18 protein-coding genes are annotated in these 22,102 nt (G+C 48.8%); 4 read left to right on the top strand and 14 right to left on the bottom strand.

Annotation, left to right across the window (positions count from 1 at the left end; all coding sequences use genetic code 11):
* Positions 1-22: 22 nt before the first annotated feature.
* The 10 genes from ACFQ1C_RS07250 to ACFQ1C_RS07295 all read right to left on the bottom strand — a co-directional run bounded on the left by ACFQ1C_RS07250 (position 23) and on the right by ACFQ1C_RS07295 (position 11,520).
* On the bottom strand, positions 23-1,222 hold the full coding sequence (locus ACFQ1C_RS07250; RefSeq protein ID WP_379557938.1) for a toxin-antitoxin system TumE family protein: 1,200 nt from the start codon (positions 1,220-1,222) through the stop codon (positions 23-25).
* Between the two features lie 713 nt (positions 1,223-1,935).
* Positions 1,936-2,277 carry a DUF4113 domain-containing protein gene (locus tag ACFQ1C_RS07255; RefSeq protein ID WP_379557939.1) on the bottom strand — a complete coding sequence of 114 codons (342 nt, stop codon included), beginning with the start codon at positions 2,275-2,277 and terminating at the stop codon, positions 1,936-1,938.
* Positions 2,278-2,859: 582 nt separating this feature from the next.
* A complete protein-coding gene (locus ACFQ1C_RS07260; protein ID WP_379557940.1) occupies positions 2,860-3,660 on the bottom strand; it encodes an ABC transporter permease in 801 nt (266 codons plus the stop codon).
* 45 nt (positions 3,661-3,705) lie between these two features.
* Positions 3,706-4,782 (bottom strand): extracellular solute-binding protein, encoded by a 1,077-nt coding sequence (locus ACFQ1C_RS07265; protein ID WP_379557941.1) that lies wholly within the window; start codon positions 4,780-4,782, stop codon positions 3,706-3,708.
* Between the two features lie 13 nt (positions 4,783-4,795).
* On the bottom strand, positions 4,796-5,809 hold the full coding sequence (locus ACFQ1C_RS07270) for an ABC transporter ATP-binding protein (protein WP_379557942.1): 1,014 nt from the start codon (positions 5,807-5,809) through the stop codon (positions 4,796-4,798).
* Positions 5,806-6,597 (bottom strand): ABC transporter permease, encoded by a 792-nt coding sequence (locus ACFQ1C_RS07275; RefSeq protein WP_379557943.1) that lies wholly within the window; start codon positions 6,595-6,597, stop codon positions 5,806-5,808. Before ACFQ1C_RS07275 ends, ACFQ1C_RS07270 begins: the two co-directional genes overlap by 4 nt.
* On the bottom strand, positions 6,597-7,247 hold the full coding sequence (locus ACFQ1C_RS07280; RefSeq protein WP_379557944.1) for an SLOG cluster 4 domain-containing protein: 651 nt from the start codon (positions 7,245-7,247) through the stop codon (positions 6,597-6,599). The genes ACFQ1C_RS07275 and ACFQ1C_RS07280 overlap by 1 nt, the downstream gene beginning before the upstream one ends.
* Before the next feature lie 941 nt (positions 7,248-8,188).
* Positions 8,189-9,463, bottom strand: a complete 1,275-nt coding sequence (gene umuC, locus ACFQ1C_RS07285; protein ID WP_379557945.1) for a translesion error-prone DNA polymerase V subunit UmuC — start codon at positions 9,461-9,463, stop codon at positions 8,189-8,191.
* Positions 9,460-9,885, bottom strand: a complete 426-nt coding sequence (gene umuD, locus ACFQ1C_RS07290) for a translesion error-prone DNA polymerase V autoproteolytic subunit (RefSeq protein ID WP_379557946.1) — start codon at positions 9,883-9,885, stop codon at positions 9,460-9,462. Before umuD ends, umuC begins: the two co-directional genes overlap by 4 nt.
* Before the next feature lie 324 nt (positions 9,886-10,209).
* Positions 10,210-11,520, bottom strand: coding sequence for a tyrosine-type recombinase/integrase (locus ACFQ1C_RS07295; protein ID WP_379557947.1), 1,311 nt, complete (start codon positions 11,518-11,520; stop codon positions 10,210-10,212).
* A gap of 1,207 nt (positions 11,521-12,727) precedes the next feature.
* Here ACFQ1C_RS07295 and ACFQ1C_RS07300 point away from each other — a divergent pair.
* On the top strand, positions 12,728-12,931 hold the full coding sequence (locus tag ACFQ1C_RS07300) for a cold-shock protein (RefSeq protein ID WP_379557948.1): 204 nt from the start codon (positions 12,728-12,730) through the stop codon (positions 12,929-12,931).
* Positions 12,932-13,442: 511 nt separating this feature from the next.
* Here the strand turns inward: ACFQ1C_RS07300 and rlmA are convergent.
* The 3 genes from rlmA to ACFQ1C_RS07315 all read right to left on the bottom strand — a co-directional run bounded on the left by rlmA (position 13,443) and on the right by ACFQ1C_RS07315 (position 18,167).
* Positions 13,443-14,267, bottom strand: coding sequence for a 23S rRNA (guanine(745)-N(1))-methyltransferase (gene rlmA, locus ACFQ1C_RS07305; RefSeq protein ID WP_379557949.1), 825 nt, complete (start codon positions 14,265-14,267; stop codon positions 13,443-13,445).
* Between the two features lie 174 nt (positions 14,268-14,441).
* Positions 14,442-17,009, bottom strand: coding sequence for a sensor domain-containing phosphodiesterase (locus tag ACFQ1C_RS07310; RefSeq protein ID WP_379557950.1), 2,568 nt, complete (start codon positions 17,007-17,009; stop codon positions 14,442-14,444).
* 267 nt (positions 17,010-17,276) lie between these two features.
* Positions 17,277-18,167 (bottom strand): LysR family transcriptional regulator, encoded by an 891-nt coding sequence (locus ACFQ1C_RS07315; RefSeq protein ID WP_379557951.1) that lies wholly within the window; start codon positions 18,165-18,167, stop codon positions 17,277-17,279.
* Positions 18,168-18,257: 90 nt separating this feature from the next.
* Between ACFQ1C_RS07315 and ACFQ1C_RS07320 the strand changes: the two genes are divergently transcribed.
* The gene (locus ACFQ1C_RS07320; protein WP_379557952.1) at positions 18,258-18,692 is read left to right on the top strand and encodes a PACE efflux transporter; all 435 of its coding nucleotides are present in this window, start codon (positions 18,258-18,260) and stop codon (positions 18,690-18,692) included.
* Positions 18,693-18,827: 135 nt separating this feature from the next.
* On the opposite strand, the gene csiR is transcribed toward ACFQ1C_RS07320, so the two are convergent.
* Positions 18,828-19,520 (bottom strand): DNA-binding transcriptional regulator CsiR, encoded by a 693-nt coding sequence (gene csiR, locus ACFQ1C_RS07325; protein WP_379557953.1) that lies wholly within the window; start codon positions 19,518-19,520, stop codon positions 18,828-18,830.
* Positions 19,521-19,686: 166 nt separating this feature from the next.
* On the opposite strand from csiR, the gene glaH reads away from it, so the two are divergent.
* Together glaH and lhgO are read left to right on the top strand one after the other, a co-directional pair.
* Positions 19,687-20,655, top strand: a complete 969-nt coding sequence (glaH, locus tag ACFQ1C_RS07330; protein ID WP_379557954.1) for a glutarate dioxygenase GlaH — start codon at positions 19,687-19,689, stop codon at positions 20,653-20,655.
* A gap of 112 nt (positions 20,656-20,767) precedes the next feature.
* Positions 20,768-21,979 (top strand): L-2-hydroxyglutarate oxidase, encoded by a 1,212-nt coding sequence (gene lhgO, locus ACFQ1C_RS07335; protein ID WP_379557955.1) that lies wholly within the window; start codon positions 20,768-20,770, stop codon positions 21,977-21,979.
* Positions 21,980-22,102 lie beyond the last annotated feature (123 nt).

Consider the following 22,102-nt stretch of genomic DNA (forward strand, 5'->3'; position numbering starts at 1 on the left):
AGGCGTCACCTGGATTTACTTGTTATATGCACTTGGCTAAACGGTCCAGGTGGCGGTTAATTGAAACATAATCAATACCGAGAAACCCTGATAAAAAGCTATCTGATATATCGATTGATTTTTTCAACTCTTTAGCCTTTTTCTTACTCAACTTCTTAGCTTTCTTTTTTATCGACTCTTCTTCTTCGACATTGTTATGTACGTGATGCGGCATAAACTCTACTTTATCAGGGTGATCTGGTGCTGAATCAAAACGAATCAACTCCTCTCCATTGGAGTTCAGTATCATATATCCGTAGTTTTTAATCGATGTAAGTCTTAACTTTAAAGTAAACCCCCCCGAAGTAATTGCTGTTATTGTATCTTCATCATTTGAAGCATATGTTTCTATGTCTGAATTAAGGTAGTGCTTCACAATGGCATTTGAAATTTTTCTAAGCTCAGCAATTGACAATTGGCGCTCTTTAATTACCTTGTCTAGATCTGTTTTAGTAAACAATGAATTTAGAATTACGTTTCTTTCAGCTGAAGAACTTAAACAAGTTGAGCAGACCTCCATCGAAACATGCACTCCGGAGCTAAAATTTGTTGATGTTATGCTCTCCAATTGATCTGCATTTTCCTTGGCACAGTTTGCGCAAACATTATCCCTTCTAGCTATCGCGATACCACCAGATACTGATGTATTGTCGATTTTACCTTGCACAAATCTTTTTATTTTACTTAATCTAACATCCAAGTCTGAAAGGTGCTCTGAAATCCTGGTTTCCGCATTTATTCCATCAGATAAATCTTCAAAGTTCTTTTGATTAAATAAAATTCCTGACGCTTGTGATTGCTTAATAGCGTCAGTAAACACTGCGATGCTAGATGCCTGAAATGTATATACCCTAGCTAATGGAAAAATATCAAAATCGTTATAGACACAAAATAATACCATGCCATGAAAACTCATAAAGCTTCCATTTGCTTCTCTAGCTAACTTCAATAAGTCATCAACATTATCAACAATAACCCTGAAAAAAGATGAATCGAATTTTGATAAATCTCTGTGTATCAAAACATTGTACGCCAACATAGGCATCATAAGGTCTATCAAATGCCCTTTAGTACCTGTGGAAATTACATCTTTTGCAAATTCAGTAAACTTGCTGTAACCATCAACTTTAATCTTGTTCAAAATATCGTTTAAATCATAAAGCGCATCGTTTGCATTAATCATTATTACTTCCCGAAATGTTTAATCACTTCTCTATTACCGCATTGAGTATAATTCGAATTTGATTGGCATATAACATTTTAATACTATGCATGCGCATGTACACTCATGCACACACTTGGAAACATTATTCAAGCAGCTGATTAAATTGACATTTTACATTATTGGACAATTTAACACCGAAAAAAACGCACATGATCATATTGATGCATAGCCGTGCGCAGTATCAACAAAACACTACCCGCTAACTTATTGATAATATATTACTTTATCAAGCTAGGTGATTGTATAAGCGCATCGAGCTGCGACAATTCGAGCATCAGAGCCGAGAAACGTAAAATATACTGTATGTACGACCAGCATTTTAAGAGGATTTTCATACACTCAAAATCAGCAGAATTTTCCTGCAATAGACACGCTACCGCCCGAGCCTTGTGGGCGACCTTGCCTCTCCTCGCCCCTGTTTTGAGGCTGTTCTCCGCCATTATGTTGGAATCGTATGAAACCGTTTTATTATGACGTTCCAGGCTGCCGAATGGAAGAAGAGTCCCGGTATGCAGCATCCACCTAATCACTTACAGCCTAGAACCGTCCACATAAATTCATACCGGCTCTATTTCAACGTGGCTGTCGGTAACGGATTTTATAAGCGCCATTCCATGTTTAACTTGTGCGATTTAATCAAGGACAGTGATCCTACCAAGATGAAAGAAGGGCTAGGTCACCCTGGGCAGGTCGCTGATGCGGGTGGTGTAGGCAGGAGATAAAAAGGTACGTTTCATTTGCCAGGGTTGTCGGATCCCTTCGGCAGCCAGAAAGATCCGACCCTTTCCGGAACGGTTGATACTATCCATCACCTCCATCGGTCGTTCACTGCTGGGTTTAGTCTTGTGTGCTTCGAACAGGCTGGGCTGGTAAGTCCCCGTCGGCCAGAAGTCTGCCAGCATCACTGCCGCCTTCTGATAGCGATAACCCGGTTTCCAGATCCGTTCTAGACCGAGGGTGACAGCTTGCACCAGCTCGCGACTGTCTGCACTTGGCAGGGTCAGTACTATCACTGCAGCATTGCTGTAATAAGGTTCCTAGGTAGCAAAGGGGCTAGTACGAACAGAGACCTGCACTAAACGGCAGTATTGCTGCTGTTGACGCAACTTCTCAGCCGGAGTAATAACTCAGACTTTCGGCTACCAGTCTAACTACGGGGTTCAGCTCCAGCCGCTTGCAGGTCATCTCCCCATTTACACAGGCGATCACTATGTGGCGGTGCGGGGGGGGCCAGATGAGGTGAACATCACAGGATTCCCCTTTGGCCCTTGCACGAGCTTGTTATCAGGGATTACGGCACTGAAGCACAGTGCCGTGATGCTCTGTTTCAGTGGTGCTGCCCTCAAGGCTATATCTGTCTTCAATGTGAAGGGCACTGCCACTACGTGCTGAAGCGCCCTGCGCTTTACCAAACTGGTCTGGGTTCTTCGTTTCCTCTGTTGCCCGCAGACAATGCCAACAGGCGACTAGCCCGCCATCCTGTCCTTTATTTTTATGTTTGACACTGCTCCGCCTGTTTTATCTATTACTACTTCTCAATAGGCATGGCCCGGTCCTCTGGGACATGCCCTTTTCATAAGGGGATATGTTTTGGCTTAATTGACGGTAGTAGTATCGGCTCTTGCTTTCAGCCATTCACTGAGAGCTGTAATCAGCAGACATACGGTCAGCAAAATAATAGAGATGAGCGCCACGACAGGAAAGTCGGAACCCGAATCAGAAATACGACTGTATAGTAGCAATGGTAGTATATTGATTTGGGTACCGGTCAAAGCTAGGGCAGTGCCATAGGCGCCGAAAGCCACGGCAAAGGTTATGCAGACAGAGGTGCCAAGAGCCGGAGCTATCTGAGGCAACAGAATGTCTTTAAATGCCTGCCAGCGGCTGGCACCCAGACTATAGCCAGCTAACAACTGCTTGTGGTCAAAGTTGACCAGTATCGGAAGCAGTACAAAGATAGCCCTAGGGGTCAGGTAATAACAGTAGGCAAAAGCCAGTCCGACCGGGGAGTAGATAAAACCGCCCAGCCACGCGGGGTCTATGCCTAGCTTTGATATCAGCATGGTCACAGTGCCGGCTCGACCGAAGGCTAGGATAAACCCATAGGCGACAATCAGCCCGCTAAATACCAAGGGTAAAGAAACCAAAAACGACCATAACATGCGTATTTGAGTCGGCTGCTTTGCTAGGTAGATAGCAATCAGAAGCCCGACAGCTACGGAAACACCGGAGGCCATGACGGCCAGAACTAGGCTGCCAAGCAGACTTTGCCAGAAGGCGTTATCGGACATCAGCCGAGAAAGGGCCGATAGGGGCTCTTGCAGAGCTTCGCCAAAGATAATGAACAGCGGCAGGAAGAAGAACCCTGCCATTAGCAGCAGGGTTGGTACCGTCATTATCAGGCTGCTCAGGTGGAACCTAAAGAGACCTGTCATTAAGGTTTATCCTTGTGTGAGAACTCGCTGGGTCCAGGCGTCATCAATCTGTGCCTTGTTCTTTCCTGCCTTGAGCAGATCCACGGGCTGGATCTGTGGTGCAGCTTTCAGTTTGCCGGCTACGCTCTGGGGCATCGGAGTATCGGTCAGCACAGGGCGTACAAAGCCTTCGGCAAAAGTCTGCTGACCTTCGCTGCTCATGATGTAGTTCAACCACAGTTCGGCGGCGTTGGGGTTGGGGCCATTCTTCACCTTAGAGATAGCGTAGGGCGCAGCAGCAGAGGCCTCCTTGGGAATGATAACAGCTATATCTTCCTGCATACCATCGTTGACCATGGCCTTAAACCCGTCGTTTTCATAGCCGATCCAGATGGGGATCTCGCCTTTTAAAAATTGTGCATAGGGTGTGGTGCCGGTGACGCGTAACACATTACCGTTGCCGTGTAGCTTGGCCAGATATTCAATGCCTGGTTCAAAGTTGTCCATATCGCCACCAGCGCCGAAGTTGGCAGCCAACACGACGACCTGGCCTTGGCCAGTAGAGCGGGGATCCTGATAGACGATACTATTTCTATATTCCGGCTTGAGCAGGTCAGCCCAGCTTTCCGGCACGTTATCGACCAGCTTCTTATTGACCAAGAAGGCCATGTTCAGGGTATGGATAGTAAACCACTGACCAGTTTCGTGTTGGAATACAGGCGGAATTTTATCTGCGTGTAGAGGCCTGAAGTCAGCGGTGAGGCCTTTGTTGGCAGCATCAATACCAGAAGCAGCAAAATAGTAGGCAGTATCAGCTTGAGGGCGACGTTTGGCTTTATCCAGTGCTACTACAGTGGCTGCTGAGCCCAGATCGTTATAGACAATATCCATGCCTTGATAACGCTCTTTGAAACGTTTAAACATGGTGCCCCAATTGGCCCAGGTTGGTCCTGTATCAAATGACACGACGAGACCTTCCTCGAGGGCGGCTTCATAGAGTTTTGCCTCTCCTGGATACAGCTCTGTTCCCGGGAGTTCGGTGGCGTGGGTCATGCTCGGCAGCAACAAGCTGAAGGCGATGGCGGAGGTTATTTTTTTAAACATGCTGATGTAGCTCCTAAGAGATAAGATGAATATGTTCGGGGTGAATAGACAAGTTGGTTGGGGGTGTATGAAGCTGACCCTCGGCCTTAATTGTCGTGCCGTTGATCATCACTGTGGCCTGACAGGTTGGGCCCCAGAACACAGTATTGAGGTGTTCAACAGCAAAGGTATTGTGTTCGCCCGCTATGGGGCTCCAGTGTTCGGGGCGAATCATGATATGTAGCTGCTGCCCAGCCTTGAGTTCGGGGGCATGCACCTGCAGCTGTCCTAGGGCACACTCAATTCGATCTGCTTCCAGCGCAATGGCCGGTAGGATATTCGCTCTGCCAACAAACTGGGCAACGTCCACTGTCTTGGGCTTGTGGTAGAGGTTGGCAGGACGGTCTACCTGTAATAGGCGGCCGTTTTTCATTACTGCAACCTGATCAGCCATGGACATGGCTTCTTCTTGATCGTGAGTGATCAGGATGGTGGTGATCCCCAGCTGTTGTTGTAGCTGACGGATTTCCTGACGCATATCTTCTCGTAGTCCAGCATCCAGTGCTGACAGGGGTTCATCGAGTAGGAGAGCTGACGGCTCAAAAATCAGCGCACGGGCAAGAGCGACCCTCTGTTGCTGCCCACCAGACAGGTTGGCAGGACGCATCTGCTCTTTTCCAGAGAGGCCTGTCTTCTGCACCATGGCAGCAGCCCGAGCCAACCGAGAGTCTTTATCGATATTTTTCAGTTTCAGTGGGTAGGCGATATTTTCCAGAACCGTCATATGAGGAAAGAGAGCATAGTCCTGAAAAACAATGCCCAGATTGCGCTGCTGGCAACTTAATGGAGTGATGTCTTTGTTATTCACTCTGATAATACCGCTGTCCGGTTTCTCGAATCCGGCGATCAGCTTTAAGAGGGTGGTTTTACCTGAACCGCTTTGTCCGAGTATTGCCAGCAGTTCCCCCTTGTTTATTGTCAGGTTTATGTCATTCACCCCACTGTTTGAGCCAGGGTAACGGAAGGATATATTGTTAAATTCAATCATGAGGCTGGCTCTGGATGTTTGGAGGAGGATGACAGTAGTTGCCTGGTGGTAGACAGCAGCGCAAACAGGATCGCCAACAGTAGTAGGATAACCGTTGCGGCGCAGGCAAAACCGGCAGCACCATAAAATGCCTGCAGAAGAACCACGGGATAGGTTCGGGACATAAATCCGGCAATCAGGTTACTGAGCTGGAACTCCCCGATGGAAATAGCCGCCACGGTAATCAGCCCAGAAAGCAAAGACTGACTGACAATGGGCAGGTAAATATCAAAGAAGCTATGTAGAGTATTTCCGCCTAAGCTTCGGGCAACCTGATCCAGGCGGAAGAGGGAGGATTTTTCCAGATCGGTCAGGATGTTGTAAACAAGGTAGGGCAGGGTTATGACAATATGGCCCATAACCAGCAGCCAGCTGCTGCCCAGCCAAGGTAAAGTATCGCTACTGAAGACCAGTATAAAGCCAAACCCCAACACCAGCTCCGGTACGGCAATTGGAAGCATGATCAGCAAACGTGCCGCTACTTTGCCTCTGCGAGACATATTGAGATGCACCGCATAGCAGAAAGGAAGAGCAAGAAGAGCACTTGCGACACAGGTTAAGAAGGTGACCCAGATACTGGTTTTAAAGGCTCGAATAAAACTACTGTCAGTCCAAACCTGATGGTACCAGTCCAGAGTAAATCCGGATGGCAATAGGGTATTGGTCCAGGTTTCTCCGAAAGAGCCGATGAACAGCAGTGTGATCGGCGTTAACAGGAACAACAGATATAACCAGGCGGCGGCGCGCATCAGCTTTGTACCTCAAGTCCAAAGAGGGCTGCCGCCACAGCGGCCAACGCATCGTCGACGCTTGCGAGTCGTAGGCATCCAGGGATCTGAGGGTAGTCGGACAGGGTGAATACCTGTTTGTCGTAATGCTTACCAAAGGCCATTTCGGTCATAGTGCCGTGGCTGCCACCGATCGCAACCAGACAGGCTGCTGCTTGAGCGATGATGGAGTTTCTGGCCTTGCCGATACCTGTTGCGATGACGGTAGTTATCCAGGGGTTGGCGTGATGAGCTTCCTCATCGGGTAACAATCCGATGACCTGCCCTGCCCTGATGGAGGCGCCCTTGGCTACCGCCTCCATGATGCCGGTACGTCCTCCACAGATAATCGGGATACCATACCCAGCCAAAGCCTTACCCAGCTCCTCGCCCAATTGATACTCCTCCTCCGTTGCTATATTTGGGCCGATAACTGCGACTGGAGAGCGCTGACAGAACACCCCGCTGGCTGCCAACAAAGTCAATGCTGTCAGTGGTGTCATGGTCTGACCGATAAGGGAGTCCGGCCAGCAATGATCGGCCAGCGGCCGGATAGAGGATGGCAGGAGGTGACCATTACTGTCTGTGACCTGTCGGTCATTGAAGGTGATATGTTGTTCAGAAAACGTCATGGGTTTATGTTCTTTATCAAGTTGGCGCTAAATCAGGGTGAACGCAGGAGCGCTCGTTTATTTGAGCGGAAATAATCCAAAGCTGATAAATCAGTATGAATTATTAGCAACACTAAGATGGAAAATTATCTCTACCTGTTAGTCGAAGCTGACCAGAGTAGCTCGACTTAAAAAGATTAAATCTTACATCTTTAATGAAGGTTTAACCCATGTGTTCACCTTGGTCTCTAATGAGTATTAGTATTACATTGGTCAATACAATGCAATTGCAAAAACGTTAAGCTGAGTAGCTGAATGCGACTATTTTATAAAATCCATTCCTAATTTCTTATCAAAAGCCGTCATGGATTTATGTTTTTTTAAGTTGGCGCTGCATACTTTACCGATGTATATGCCACCAAACCTTAATACAACCCTCTTTTCATATTTGATTGGTGTATTTCGGTAAACAGCTTCTAGATGGTTGGCAGGGTAATAAATGTTTATGACATTACAATGACGAAAAACTGGAACTACTGAAGAGAGCTGAACGTCGTCCTTCAGGCAGGCCGGGAGCACACTTTAAAATCGGTTACTTTATATTCAACACATGCATTTCTGCGTGAATACTTCATCGTTTCGCTCTGAAAAGTGCCCGAAACCTTATGTACGAACGTCAGATGTATAGATATTAGGCAAAGTATGCTCCCGCTCTGGTTTTAAGCTGAGCTATGTCATAAAGATGGGACCATATGAAACCTTCACGTTATGTCGTTGCAGGCAGCCAAATGGAAGAATAGTCCCGGCATTGAACCACTCCGTATACAGTCGAGAGCCTACTGCAGAAATTTATACAGGCTCTATCTCAACGTGGCTGTCGGTAACGGATTTTATAAGCGCCATTCCATGTTTAACCTGCGTGTTTCAATCAAGGGAAGTCCCCTACCAAAATGAAAGGGGAGCTAGGTTACTCTAGGCAGGTCGCTGATGCGGGTGGTGTAGGCAGGAGATAAAAAGGTACGTTTCATTTGCCAGGGTTGGCGGATCCCTTCGGCAGCCAGGAAGATCCGGCCCTTGCCGGAACGGTTGATACTGTCCATCACTCCCATCAATCGTTCACTGTTCGGTTTGCTCTCTTGCACTTCAAACAGGCTGGGTTGGTAAGTGCCCGTCGGCCAAAAGTCGGCCAGCATCACTGCCGCCTTCTGATAGTGATAACCCGGTTTCCAGATCCGTTCCAGACCGAGGGTGGCGGCCTGCACCAGCTCGCGACTGTCTGCACTTGGCAGGGTCAGTGCTACCACGGCGGCATTGCTGTAGTAAGGTTCCTGGGGAGCAAAGGGGCTGGTGCGTACAGAGACCTGCACTAAACGGCAGTATTGCTGCTGTTGACGCAACTTCTCCGCCGCTCGGCTGGCGTATTTGCTGACGGCCTCGCGTAGCAGCTGAAACTCGGTGATTCGCTTGCCAAAGCTGCGTGAGCTGATGATCTGCTTTTTGGGCTCGGGCTGCTCGTGCAGTGCCAAACAACTCTGACCATTCAGCTCGCATACGGTGCGCTCTACCACCACGGAGAACTGTCGCCGAATCACCTTGCTGTTGGCCTGGGCAAGTTGCCAGGCAGTATGGATCCCCATCTGGTTTAACTGTTTCGCCAGCCGGCGGCCAATACCCCATACCTCCTCAACCGGGACCAACTGCAGTAACTTTCGTTGCCGTACCGGATCAGTAAGATCCACCACGCCCCCGGTGGTGGGCCAGCGCTTGGCCGCATAGTTGGCTAATTTGGCCAGCGTCTTGGTAGGCGCTATGCCCACCCCTACGTTTATTCCTATCCAACGGAATATTTTTTGCCTTATCTCTTCCCCAAAACCGGCCAGATTGAGGATCTTGTCGACACCAGTAAGATCGATAAAGGCCTCATCAATGGAGTACACCTCGATCCTAGGCGCCAGCATTTCCAGCACCTGCATCACCCGACTGGAAATATCGGCATACAGAGCATAGTTGCTGGAGAACACTATGCCTCCGCCCTGCTCATAGGCCGCTTTTATCTTGAAATAAGGCACCCCCATCTTGATGCCCAGCGATTTAGCCTCGGCACTGCGGGCCACCACGCAACCGTCGTTGTTGGACAGCACGACAATGGGCCTGCCAGCAAGATCCGGTCGGAACAGACGTTCGCAGGAAGCGTAAAAATTATTGCAGTCGACCAGGGCGAAGACGGGGGTGTTCATAAGGGCAACTTGCGCACTATGTTAGTGACCACACCAAAGATTTCGAGGGTCACGCCCTCGCCCGGCACAATAGGCTGGTAACTCGGATTTTCCGCGACCAGCCTGACAACGGGCCTCAGTTCCAGCCGTTTGCAGGTCATCTCCCCATTTACGCAGGCGATCACAATGTGGCGGTGCGCCGCTTCAATACTGCGATCCACCACCAGCAAGTCTCCGGGGTAGATACCGATGTTTACCATACTGTCGCCTGCAGCCTGAACCAGATAGGTCGCGGCTGGGTGACGGATGCAGTAATCGTTAAGATCGATCCCCTGCTCTACATAATCCTGGGCAGGGCTGGGAAACCCGCAAGAAGCTCTGTCGGCCAGCAATGGCAACAGATGATGCAGGTTAGACTGCAGTAAACCAAGAACAGTAGCCATATGAACAACCCCAATATACTGTATATATAAACAGTATATTTTCAGGGTATCAGGACTGCAAGTGCGAGGATAATTAAAATCAAACCTACGGTGGCATGCAGGTTGGGGAAGGTTAAGATCCGGCGACGAGGAAGAGCACTCTCAGGATCACCACCTCTGGGCTTAGATCCTCCATCGTCAGCAAGAGATCTCTTTACTCTGATCAACTCCGCCGAGATCACACTCTCTAGCTCGCTTCATCTGCAAAAAGCTTTTCCGTTGTCCTTCCTCCCCCCAAGAGCAAGTCTTCTGGCGGTTACCGATCTTGAATACTGTAACCGTACATCACCGCAGGTTAACCACGTTAGACACCGCATCTTCCTGATTTAGCCGAGCTTCCCAGAGTTCAAGTGCATGGCGCTTTTCATTCAAGTAGTCATAACGATCGTAATGCTTAGCGCTGACATCTTGGAAAGCATGATTTTGGATGCGGTCTCGGATCTCTTTAGATAGCCCAGCTTCCCCCATCAATGTTTTACAGGTACGACGTATATCTCTCGCCACAAAGTAAGGAAAGTCAGGGTTATGCTTGCGATAGTAGCTGATAGCCCTGCTTAGACTGCTAGACAAAATATGCTCGTTAGGGCTGTACTGCCGTCTGAGTAATTTAGGGAAAATATGAGTGCATATGCCGGTCTGGTGGTACAACTCACGCAACAGCGAAAATGAGGTGTCAGTTAACGGGATTAGATGCTCCCGTTTATTTTTACTAAGATCAGCAGGAACTAAAAGCGTTCGCTCTACCCAATCAACCGACTCCCACCGGTTAGCTAATAGTTCATAAGGTCGTTGGCCACCACAGTAAACAACCAGCTTAAGAAGCTGATGGATCAACGTTCCCACCTTATGCGCATCACTAAATGTCGTCATTAACTCGCGCAGATAAGGAAGCTTGAGCCAGTTCTGACCCGGCTTCTCTGCATGTGTTTGTTTAGGGATCACCGACACAGGGTTTGCAGTTAAAGCAAAAAGTACTCCTTGCTCCATGTGCGCCGGATCGTTGTCGTGTTTTAAACCGTAGTTAAAGGCCGCCATGAGGTAAGAGCGTACCCGATTAGATTGAACCGCAGCACCGCGAATAATCAAGTTCGACAGTATTCGTTTGATATGGTCGGCTGTTACTTCCTTCGCTTTCATATCTGGAGAAACGATAGGATAGGCCTCTTTCTCTAAGGAACTGAGTACAGCATCGAAAGTACGTTTGCCTTCTGCCTTCATGCTGTTGGTATAGCCTTCAAATAGCTGGCGAACGCTACCTTTTAAAGCTTCGGCACGCTCTAGTGTTTCTTCTGCAACTTGAAGTCTCTTTGCCTCTACCTTGGGATTAATACCCTGTTTCAGCAAGGCACCGTACTCACAAGCTTGCTCTCGAGCATGAGATAAGCTCATCTCGGGGAATTTTCCGATAGTGATAAACTGCGCCTTGCCGTCAGCATCAAAGAAGCGGAAGACAAAAACCTTCTGCCCCGACGACTGGATCTTAATTCCTAGCCGACCTAATCCACGCTGCCCAGTGGAATCCCACTCGTAGTAAGCGCTAGGCCGAGGCTTCAAACCCTGGATCCTTGTCATTGTGAATTTTGGTTTTTTGCTCATGTATAAATCGCTCTCGTTACTTGACCCAGTTCATTCTGGGTCAAGTAGTGGGTCAAGTAAGAGCGTAATACAATAGAACAAAAAGTAATGTAAAGAAACCACAACCCACACATAAGCCACTGATAAACATGGACTTTAAGTTACATTTCATTACATAGCGTTACATAGAATTTCGCTACTTTTACGACTCATAATCGTTAGGTCCCCAGTTCGAGTCTGGGAGGGGCCACCATATACAGCAAGGGTTAGCAGGTTAATATCTGCTAACCCTTTTTTGTTGGTGATACTCTCGGGGTACTTTTGGCCGATACTTCCAGTAATTATCCGTTAGCATCACACCTGTGTTTACACAAATTTAAACTCTAAGCTAATACCAATCTCACTAAATGTTTGATCTATTTTAAAGCTTGGAGTGTTAGAGGCAACACAGCCACCTCCCACGACACTCCACTGGGCTAGCCATCTTTGCTGGGTAACGGCTGCGAATATTCACAGGATATTTGTTCCATTACCCAACAATGATACACGGCAGCAGCCTGCCCCATACGGGCTCGTGAAATGCCGTCCTTGGCATTTCACGGTCGTGGGAGGCGATCTCTGTTGCCTCTTTATAAGCATCGAGTGGTCTGTGAGCAGCGTCATCAGTCACCTGCGAAATATAGGAGAGGATGAAGGGCACTGCTCCACCGACCATCACATGACAAGGATGTCATGTGTTTGAGCCACATGGATGCTTGCAACGTGTCGGTGGAGTAGGCCGTTTATCCGACCTTTAGAGGAAGTAAAAGCAGACTACTTATTTAGTGCGATTGGTATAAACACGCAGCGACGCCTCTCATAAGCCAATCACTAGCGTAACGAACAAGTATTGGCTCACTAACAGCCAATACTTAGCTCATCGTTCAGCAGGCAAGTTTGAAGGGTCCTTCAAGGTAGGTAACAACCTCGCTAACAAAAAATATGCCCGATCACTCCGTTCAGTATTATCGAGCTCATGCGCAGACTACCCACAAAGAAAATTGGCCATTTAGTTTGACGCCGCCCCATCTCTCCCGTAGAGTGCTCGGCACAAGCAAGATGTTTCAAGTTAGCGCGGCCTTTGTATATTGTTCGTTCCTTACGGTACTACAGTCACCAAACTTCCCTTATTTGATATTTATTGCACTTTCGAGCTTTCGCTCACCCTTAAAATTAAAGGTAAGATAACATGGCTAACGGCACTGTAAAATGGTTTAACGAAGCAAAAGGTTTTGGTTTTATTACTCCTGAAGATGGCGGCAAAGATTTGTTCGCACATTTCTCAGAAGTAGTTGGTAGCGGCTTTAAAACTCTGGCTGAAGGCCAAGCAGTATCCTACACCGCCACTGAAGGCGCAAAGGGTCCTCAAGCTTCACAAATTCAAGCTATTTAATTACCCCTCGGTAATTAAATACTTAAAAACCCGCTTCGGCGGGTTTTTTTATGTCTACATTTTAGTACAAATTAAGATGCCACTGCGGGCATAACTGACACAATTCGTCACCTGAAAATAATTTTAGCAGGGTTGGTTAGCTTTAAAACTCATCGTTTCCCCCTAACGACAACCACGTGAATGACCCATCTAAAGCCGTTCCTACCACGACTCCCCCATGCTTTTCCGCCTTCATAAAGCGCAATGCAGCCTTTAATACATTGAGCAGCATCAGGCAGACGATCACACCAGTTTTGCACCTTCCCACCGCAGACCAAGACCAAACCTCCACGACCGGTATATCCCCACTCGCTTCGCCACTTTCTAGCTTGCGCCTCTGCCTCTAGTACCTCAGACATAAACACCTCCAGTAGGTAGTAACTGTAAAGTATAGCGAACGTCACTACTTGCTTGGGTTCTATTATCGATTTTGGCCGCTGTCGGTTATTGATTTATTTTATTGCTGTGCACTTTAGTGACGTTTATATACCCGTATCATAAAGTCTGCTTCACAGATCAGTTCTGGAGCCGCTCGTAATTGAGTGCGAAGCGCTTCATTGGCTTTCCAGGCAAAGGGGGTCATTTGCAATAAGTCATCTGCTTGCTCGCCCGTCAGGTTCATGTCGTAGCCCAGTTTAGACTCCTCCACTAGCTCAAAACCTGCTATCGCTTCTGCAGCTTCATCGTGCAGATGAACGTCACTGTAAACTTGTTCCCTAAGCTGATAGAGATGGCGAGCCGCGGGTGTGACAGTAATGATGACGCCTTGTGCGGTTAGTACTCGTTCAAGTTCTTGTTCTTGGCATGGGGCATAAATACGCACCACAGCGTCAAGGCTATTATTGGCAAAGGGTAGGCGATGACTTGAGGCAACACAAAACTGCATGTACTTAGAAGTATAGCGTTTAGCTGCATAGCGAATGGCAACTTTTGAAATGTCTAAACCATAGCAAGTGGCGCAATTTGATTGCTCTGCAAGTTTGTTTGCAATATAAGCGGTGTAATAGCCTTCGCCACAACCAATATCTAAAATTTGTCTTGGGGTATTTTCAGTGTACTTTAAGCATAACTCTGCCACTGCCTCACGCATCTGATGATACTGTTCAGCAGCTAAAAAGCGTCGGCGAGCTTGCATCATATCTACATTGTCACCCGGTTGTTTCGAGCGTTTATGCTGCACTGGCATCAAGTTAACGTAACCTTCTTTGGCACTGTCAAATTGATGGTTATTTTCACATTCAAACCCACCAGAACGAGTGATTAGAGCGTGATGGCAAAGCGGGCATTGGTAAGACATGTAGACCTACAAGTGAAAAATAAAGCGAAGAATGGACGAGGGCAGTGTAATTGTTTTTATGAATAGATGCGATTAGAACGGCCTACGTAGCTCAAAGAGTCCTGGCTTGTGATGACTCGCATACCGTGCTGTTTCGACCATTATCTTTGGCCATATAATGGTAGGTCATGAGTCCTACTCGGCTGGCAGCCTGGTGGGCAGCGCAATAAACTGCGGCAATGGTATCGGCCGAGAAAAACGAAAGCCCTGCAGCAGGTCGCAGCCATGCCGTATTAGATCCTCTTGTTCGGCTAAGGTTTCCACTCCTTCCGCCACCACCTGTAAACCCAAGTGGTGCGCCATGGTAATTACCCCTTGAACGATAGCCGCGTTATCCCGATTATGGTCGATATTCTGAATGAAACTGCGATCCAGCTTGACCTTGTTAATCGGTAATTGACGCAAGTAACTGAGACTGGAAAAGCCGGTACCAAAATCGTCGATGGCCACCAGCACTCCAATGTTGCGCAGCGCTGCTAGTTGTTCGATGACTTTTTCGGTGCCAGACATCAACACGCCTTCGGTTACTTCCAGCTCCAGCAGATATGGCGCCAGACCACTTTCTTCCAGCACCTGCTGCACTTCCGAAAAGAATCCTACTCGGCGAAAGTGCACCGGAGAGATATTAACCGCCACCCCTACCGGCTGGGACACGGGTCGACTCGCATTGATAGCGACGGTATCAAAACATGCCTGACGTAACACCCACTGATCAATGTTAATGATTTGCCCAGTCTGCTCTGCCAAGGGAATGAAATCATTGGGCGGCACTATCCCTCGACTGGGGTGGTTCCAGCGTACCAGAGCCTCTAGGCTTCGCACTTCGCCGGTACGCGCATCCACCAATGGCTGGTAGTACACTACGAACTGCTGGTCTTCTATTGCCTCCAAGATTTCCCGGCGCAGGGCAATATGTTCGCAAGTTTGGGGGCTGATGTCGCCACAGTACCACTGCCACGTATTGCGCCCTTGAAGCTTAGCTTCACGCAAGGCTACGTTGGCGTGCAGAATGAACTCTCCACTTTCATGAATAGCCTCACCGCTGGTCGAGATACCAATACTGACACTAATATGTAGCTGATGTTCATCTATGGTAAAAGGGCGGGACAACAGAGTAAGTAAGCTTTCTGCAGCTTGAATTACTCCCTCTTCTTCACGGTCAAGTAGTAGCAGGCCAAAATCATCGCCACCTAGGCGCGCAATCACATCTCCAGGTTGCAGCCAACCGTTCAGCCGTTGCGCTACCGCCTGCAGCAAGCAGTCTCCAACGTGATGACTAAGGCCGTCATTGACGCTCTTAAATCCGTCTAGGTTAATGACGAGCACCGCCATCTGCCGAGACGGGGCGAGATGCAGATATTCATATTCCAACTGGCCTTCAAAGGTCGTGCGGCTTAACAGGCCGGTCAACAGATCATGGGTACGCTGAAGGCGTAGCTTTTCTTCGTTCTCACGCTGGTGAGTCACATCTTGCTGAATTCCCACATAGTGAGTACGGCGCCCATCTTGACCGAACACGGGTGCGATACTGAATAAATTCCAAAAGGGTGTGCCGTCTTTGCGGTAATTCAGCAAAGTAACCTGATGCTCACGACACTCGGCTATGGCGGTGCGGATCTGCTCTATCGCATAAGGATCTGTGTCTTTTCCCTGAAGAAATCGACAGTTATGACCAATGACTTCATCTCTGTGATAGCCGGTGATCTCTTGAAAAGCAGTATTGATATACACCAGTGGCAAGTTTGGATCGGATGCATCAGCCATCACTACACCATTGGGAGTTGCATCAATACCGCGCTTAAGCAGGCGCAGTTCAGCTTCCTGCAAACGCTGAGCGCTAACATCCCGAGCGATGCCATAAACACCGACGATATCATCATCCACGACAATCGGCAGATTAGTGATCTCTAGCTGGTAGCTTTCCTGCCGTGCATTGTAGGCACTGAGTTCATAGTATTGAGGAATACCTCGGCAGGCCTGTTCGAAAGCTAATCGAGTATGTGCGTGATCTGCTTGGACAACGAACTCTTCATAATGCATGCCCCTAAGCTGCTCCGCAGACAGACCGCTAATGTCAGTCATGGCCTGATTACTACTCAGGTAGCGGCCAGTCAAGTCCAGCTCAAATACCGCATCAGGATGATGAGTGAATAACGAAGTAAAACGTTGCTCGTGGGTTTGCAGTGCCCGTCGGTCCCGCTGTCGCGCAATAGCCAAGGCCAATAGGTTCGCAGCTTGAATGAGTTGAGTTTGCTCCGCTTGCTCCGGCACTCTAGGAGAACGGTAATAGGTAGCAAACGTGCCGAGCAGTTCGTCATCGGCGGTCAGCACCGGCGCCGACCAGCAAGAAGCGAGACCTTCGCGGCGGGTATGTTCAAGAAAGGGAGCCCAATTAACATCCTGTTCTATGTCATTGGTGATCACTATCTCTCTGCGATAGGCGCTTGCTCCACAGGATGCGATGTTGACTCCAACAGGAATCCGCTGCGCCATACGACAATAAGTGTCGGACAAGCCACTACTGGACACCACACTGAGGCTATTCTCTACAGGGTCCAGCTGCATAAAGGACACCAAAGCACCGGGCAATTGTTGGCTCACCATATCGATGATGGCCGACAAGATATCGTCAAAAGGAGTATGCTGTGCTATTTGGTTATGGATGTCCTGTTGTGCCGCGAGCACATGGCGTGCCTGATTCATAACTAATTGACTCCGTTACAAAAATTAATGTAGTAAGTTGCTTGATTCATAAACAGAGTCTTAAACAATGAAACAGAGCAAAAGGTTCCAGTCGTGAGCTGATGCTTATCGCCAAAAAACGCAGTACATAGTGAAGCTGGTGGCCATTATCTACTTAATATATCAATAGACACAACTCTTGAACCTTATGGCCTTGCTCCCCGTCAACTAACCACTGCCGACTGAGTACAAAACATCCGTGAAATCCACGCTCGGCTAGTGCAATACCTAGTCCGTCGCACTAGCTGCCGCTGCAATTGCCGTGGTCTTTAACCAATTGCCAGCTTTACCCAACGGCCGCTGTTTGTGCCAGATAAGCTCCAAGGCTATCGGCCAGTCATGGTCGTCAAATTCTAGGCCTGGCGAGACCAAGGAGCCATTTTTTAAGGCGTTAGCCACTACGTGCTCAGGCACAAAGGCCCAGCCCAGATTACGTTGCACTAGCTCGACGATTACCCACTGGCTTTCCACCCACCACACATCAGCAGCCACCCGCAGCCGCACCTTTTCTTTACTGTCATTACGAGTTGCCACCATCAATTGCCGGTAACGCTTGAGCTCTTCCCACCTCACCCGCTGACGGGCCAATTCATGCTCCGGCGCGCAGACAATTTTCAGGGGCACCCAGCCAAGCGCATGAAAGTTCAATGTCGAAGGTAAAATTTCCTGGCGCCACATAATGCCCAGATCCGCTCGCTCTTGCAGCACCATTCGGCTGACATCCTCCATCAGTGGAAACAACAGCTCCAGCTCCACGCTAGGAAAATGGCGGGAAAAACCATCCATCAGGGCACCCAGCCGCTCGGAGGGATACAATTCGTCGACCGCCAGTACCAGCCGGCTTTCAACGCCCTCTCCCAAACTCTTGGCCACCCCGCGAAAATGCTCACAGCGTTCGAGGATCACCCGCGCCTCCATTAGCAGCCGTTCTCCTGCAGGGGTGAGGCTTGGGTAGCGGCTATTGCGCAGAAATAGGCTGTTGCCCAGATCGATCTCTAAATTTGAGACCGCGACACTGATCGCCGACTGAGCTTTACCGAGACGGCGAGAGGCGGCAGAAAAAGATCCGGTATCCACGGTGGCCACAAAGGCCTGTAATTGATCCAGAGAGAAACTCATCTATCTTTAAATCCGATATATTCCAACTTTGATATGAGACATTAACAGATAGGATTAGCTATACGCCAACAGAGACAACAAGGAATTTTAATGCGCACCACCAAAGATCGTATTCGTCATACCCTAGGCTTTGAGATAATAGGCCTAATTATCTTTGCCCCAGTAGCCAGCTGGGTATTCGGTTTCGAACTCCACTTGATGGGGACCATGGCTTTAGTCGGCTCCATTATCGCCACGGTATGGAACTATGCTTACAATTTGTGGTTTGACCATGCCATGCTGAAACTGCGCGGTGATGTGCGTAAAACCATTCCGCTACGGGTATTTCACGCCTTGCTGTTCGAGGGAGGCCTGCTACTACTATTCTTGCCAATTATAGCTTGGTATCTGAGTATCAGCCTCTGGGATGCCTTCATGATGGATATCGCCATGGCCACCTTTTATTTGATATACGCGTTTGTCTATAACCTGACCTATGACAAGATATTTCCCGTTCCTAACCCGACCCAGCAGATATATAGCTAAAAAAAACGGCCCAAAAATAGGACCGTTCGAATATCAAAAAACCGATACACCATTCAGTCAAGACACGCTTAATTGAATGGTGTTAGCATTTCGGCGGCTTTTTAAACATCATGCTCGTGTTTACCGAGCTGCGCCTTAACGTACGCCCTGCTCGTCTAATACTTGGCTGATAATGGTTACTGGACTCATAAGATGCTCTCGCATCATACTGCTGGCTTGGGTATCGCGCGCCAGCAAAGCATTAAATAAGGTCAGGTGTTCTTGCTGCTTATCTTTTAATGCTTGCTGGCTGAATACAGTTTGTTTAAGCCACAGATAACGATAACGCGCAGCCTGATCCATTAGGGTTTGGCGCACCACCAGCAATTGGGGCGACTGACAACCGTCAGCCACCGACTGGTGGAAGGCTTGGTGGCGCAGATCCCACTGAGTAAGCTGGTCTTCCACGGTCTCAATATGATTCACCTTACTCAGCGCGTGATGCGCCGCCACCACTCCTGACTCCCACAAGTCATCACCGCGGGCCATAGCCAAATCAACAATTAAACCTTCCAGTTGGGCTCGGGCGTCATAAATATCTTTGAGCTCGGCAATAGACATGCTGCTTACTCGAAAGCCGCGCTGACTTTCTGCCGTAACCAGCCGTTCAGAGACCAGCTGCGATAATGCCTCCCTTAACGGACTCACCCCCAAGCCATAGCGCGTTTTTAACGTGCTCATCAACAGTTTTTCGCTAGGGCCAAAATGGCTCTGAATAATATCTTGTTTTAACTGCTGATAAGCCGCACGAGCAAGGTTTTCTCGTGGGATGTTGAGCTGGTTCGTCATTTTTCGTGGGCTCCTAGATCATTCAGTTATTCGATTATAACGAAATTGTAACCGAGATCATAAAAACGACACATAAGATTGACATAAATCAATAATGTCGACATTATGCGCTTACAACGATTTTTAATTGTTCCTCCACACCACCAGAAAGAACAAGGAAGCTATCATGTCTAACGTTGCAACTGCCGATTTCGTTAATCACAAGTATCAAGGATTCAGCCTAGCGCCATCTGCCCAGTCTCCGCGCCTACTCGAGCTGCGCTTCGACGAGCAAACCGTAAAGGCATTTTTGGCAGCTACTGCCGAGTGGCCGATCCAAGCGCTGGAATACAAGTCATTCCTGCGCTTTAGGGTAGCAAAGCTGCTTAACGATCTCTGCGGCCAAGCGCTGCAATCCCTGCTGATCAACACTCTGGTTGACCGTAATACCGGCGGTCTGCTGATCACTCCGGAAGGGCTGGATCAGGTCGAGCAAGCAGAAGACATGGTCAAGTTTACTACCGCAGTGGCCCACCTAATGGGTCGTTCCAATTTCGATGCCATGAGTGGCCAGTACTACGCCCGTTTTGTGGTTAAAAATGAAGATAATTCAGATAGTTATCTTCGCCAGGCCCACCGGGTTATGGAACTACATAACGACGGTACCTTCGTCGAACAGGACACCGACTATGTGTTGATGCTAAAAATTGACGAGCAAAACATGGACGGCGGCAATTCTCTGCTGTTACACCTGGATGATTGGGAACATCTGGAACATTTTTATGCCAACCCTATGGCACGCCGAGTCATGCGCTGGGCCGCTCCGCCAAGCAAAAACACCCAGAAAGATGTTTACCATGCGGTGTTTGATACCGATGTTAACGGTCTGCCCATCATGTCCTATATCGATCAGTTCGTGCAGCCCAAGGATTATGACGAAGGTGTCTGGCTGGCGGATCTGTCCGAGGCCCTGGAAACCAGTGAGCAGCGGTTGTCGGTACCTGTGCCTCCGGGATCTTTTTTGTTGATCAATAACCACTTTTGGTTGCATGGCCGGGACAAGTTCACCGCCCACGCAGGCCTGCGCCGCGAGCTGATGCGCCAGCGTGGCTATTTTACTCACGCTAAAACCGTGAGAGAGCCCAACCAGGGCTAACGACTTTGGCCAGGTGCCGTCTGAAGCGCCACCTTGCACAATAAGAACAAGCTAATATCACGCCGGGGCAAGTCTCCGGCTTTTGTCCCTCTCTCTCACAGGTGAACCTACAGTGTTTGATTTTATTATTATTGGTGGCGGCATCGTCGGTATGTCCACCGCCTGGCAGCTTAAAAAAACCTATCCCGACCACAAAATATTACTACTGGAAAAAGAGTCCGGCCCAGCCCAGCACCAAACGGGGCACAACAGCGGCGTTATTCATGCTGGGGTCTACTACACCCCGGGTAGCCTCAAGGCCAAATTCTGCCTAGAAGGCAATATTGCCACCAAGGCGTTCTGCCGGGAACACGATATTCCCTTCGACGAGTGCGGCAAGCTGCTGGTGGCCACCAACGAGCAGGAAATGGCGCGCATGCAGGCGCTATGGGATCGCAGCGAGGCTAATGGCCTGGAGCGTTACTGGCTGAATGCCGAGGAGCTGAGAGAGCGCGAGCCTAATATCACAGGTGTGGGTGGTATCTTCGTGCCCTCCAGCGGCATCGTAAATTACAAGCAAGTGACCGCAGCCATGGGCAAGGAATTCGAGCGACTAGGCGGTGAAATCCGCTACAGCGCCGAAGTGACCGGCCTGAAAGAAGAAAGCAGCCAGGTGGTGGTAGAGACCTCTCAAGGCGAATTTCAGGGCAAGTACCTGGTGTCCTGTTCTGGCTTGATGGCAGACCGAGTAGTACGCATGCTCGGCATTGAGCCCGAGTTCAAGATCTGTCCCTTCCGCGGCGAATACTATCTGCTCAAACCCGAGCACAACCAGATAGTAAACCACTTGATCTACCCGATCCCTGATCCAAACATGCCCTTTCTCGGCGTACACCTGACCCGGATGATCGATGGCACCGTTACCGTGGGCCCCAATGCGGTACTAGCCTTCAAGCGAGAGGGTTACAACAAGAGTGATATTTCTCTGCGCGACACCCTGGAAATGTTCACCTACCCAGGTATTTTAAAAGTGCTGATGAAAAACCTGAAGCCAGGCTTAATCGAAATGAAAAACTCCATCCACAAGGGCGGCTATCTTGACTTGGTACGCAAGTATTGCCCCAGCCTACAACTTGATGATTTAACGCCTTATCCTGCCGGCATACGCGCTCAGGCAGTATCGAAAGACGGTAATTTGGTAGATGACTTTTTATTCGTTAACACGCAACGCACCATTAACGTGTGTAATGCGCCCTCGCCTGCGGCGACATCTGCCATTCCTATTGGTGGCTATATTGTTGAGAAGGTGAAGCAGCAAGTAGAACAAGGCTCAGTAGTCGCGTAACACCATTCTGCTAATACATTGCGGGGAAGCCTCCCCGCGATGCTGCAATCCATTTCCACCGCTCTTATTTCCTCAAGTAATGCCGTATGACAGCTGTGGTATGGGGCTAGCTTTTCTTTCTCG

It is taken from the genome of Oceanisphaera ostreae (genome assembly GCF_042676125.1).
Classification (GTDB): Bacteria; Pseudomonadota; Gammaproteobacteria; order Enterobacterales; family Aeromonadaceae; genus Oceanimonas; species Oceanimonas ostreae.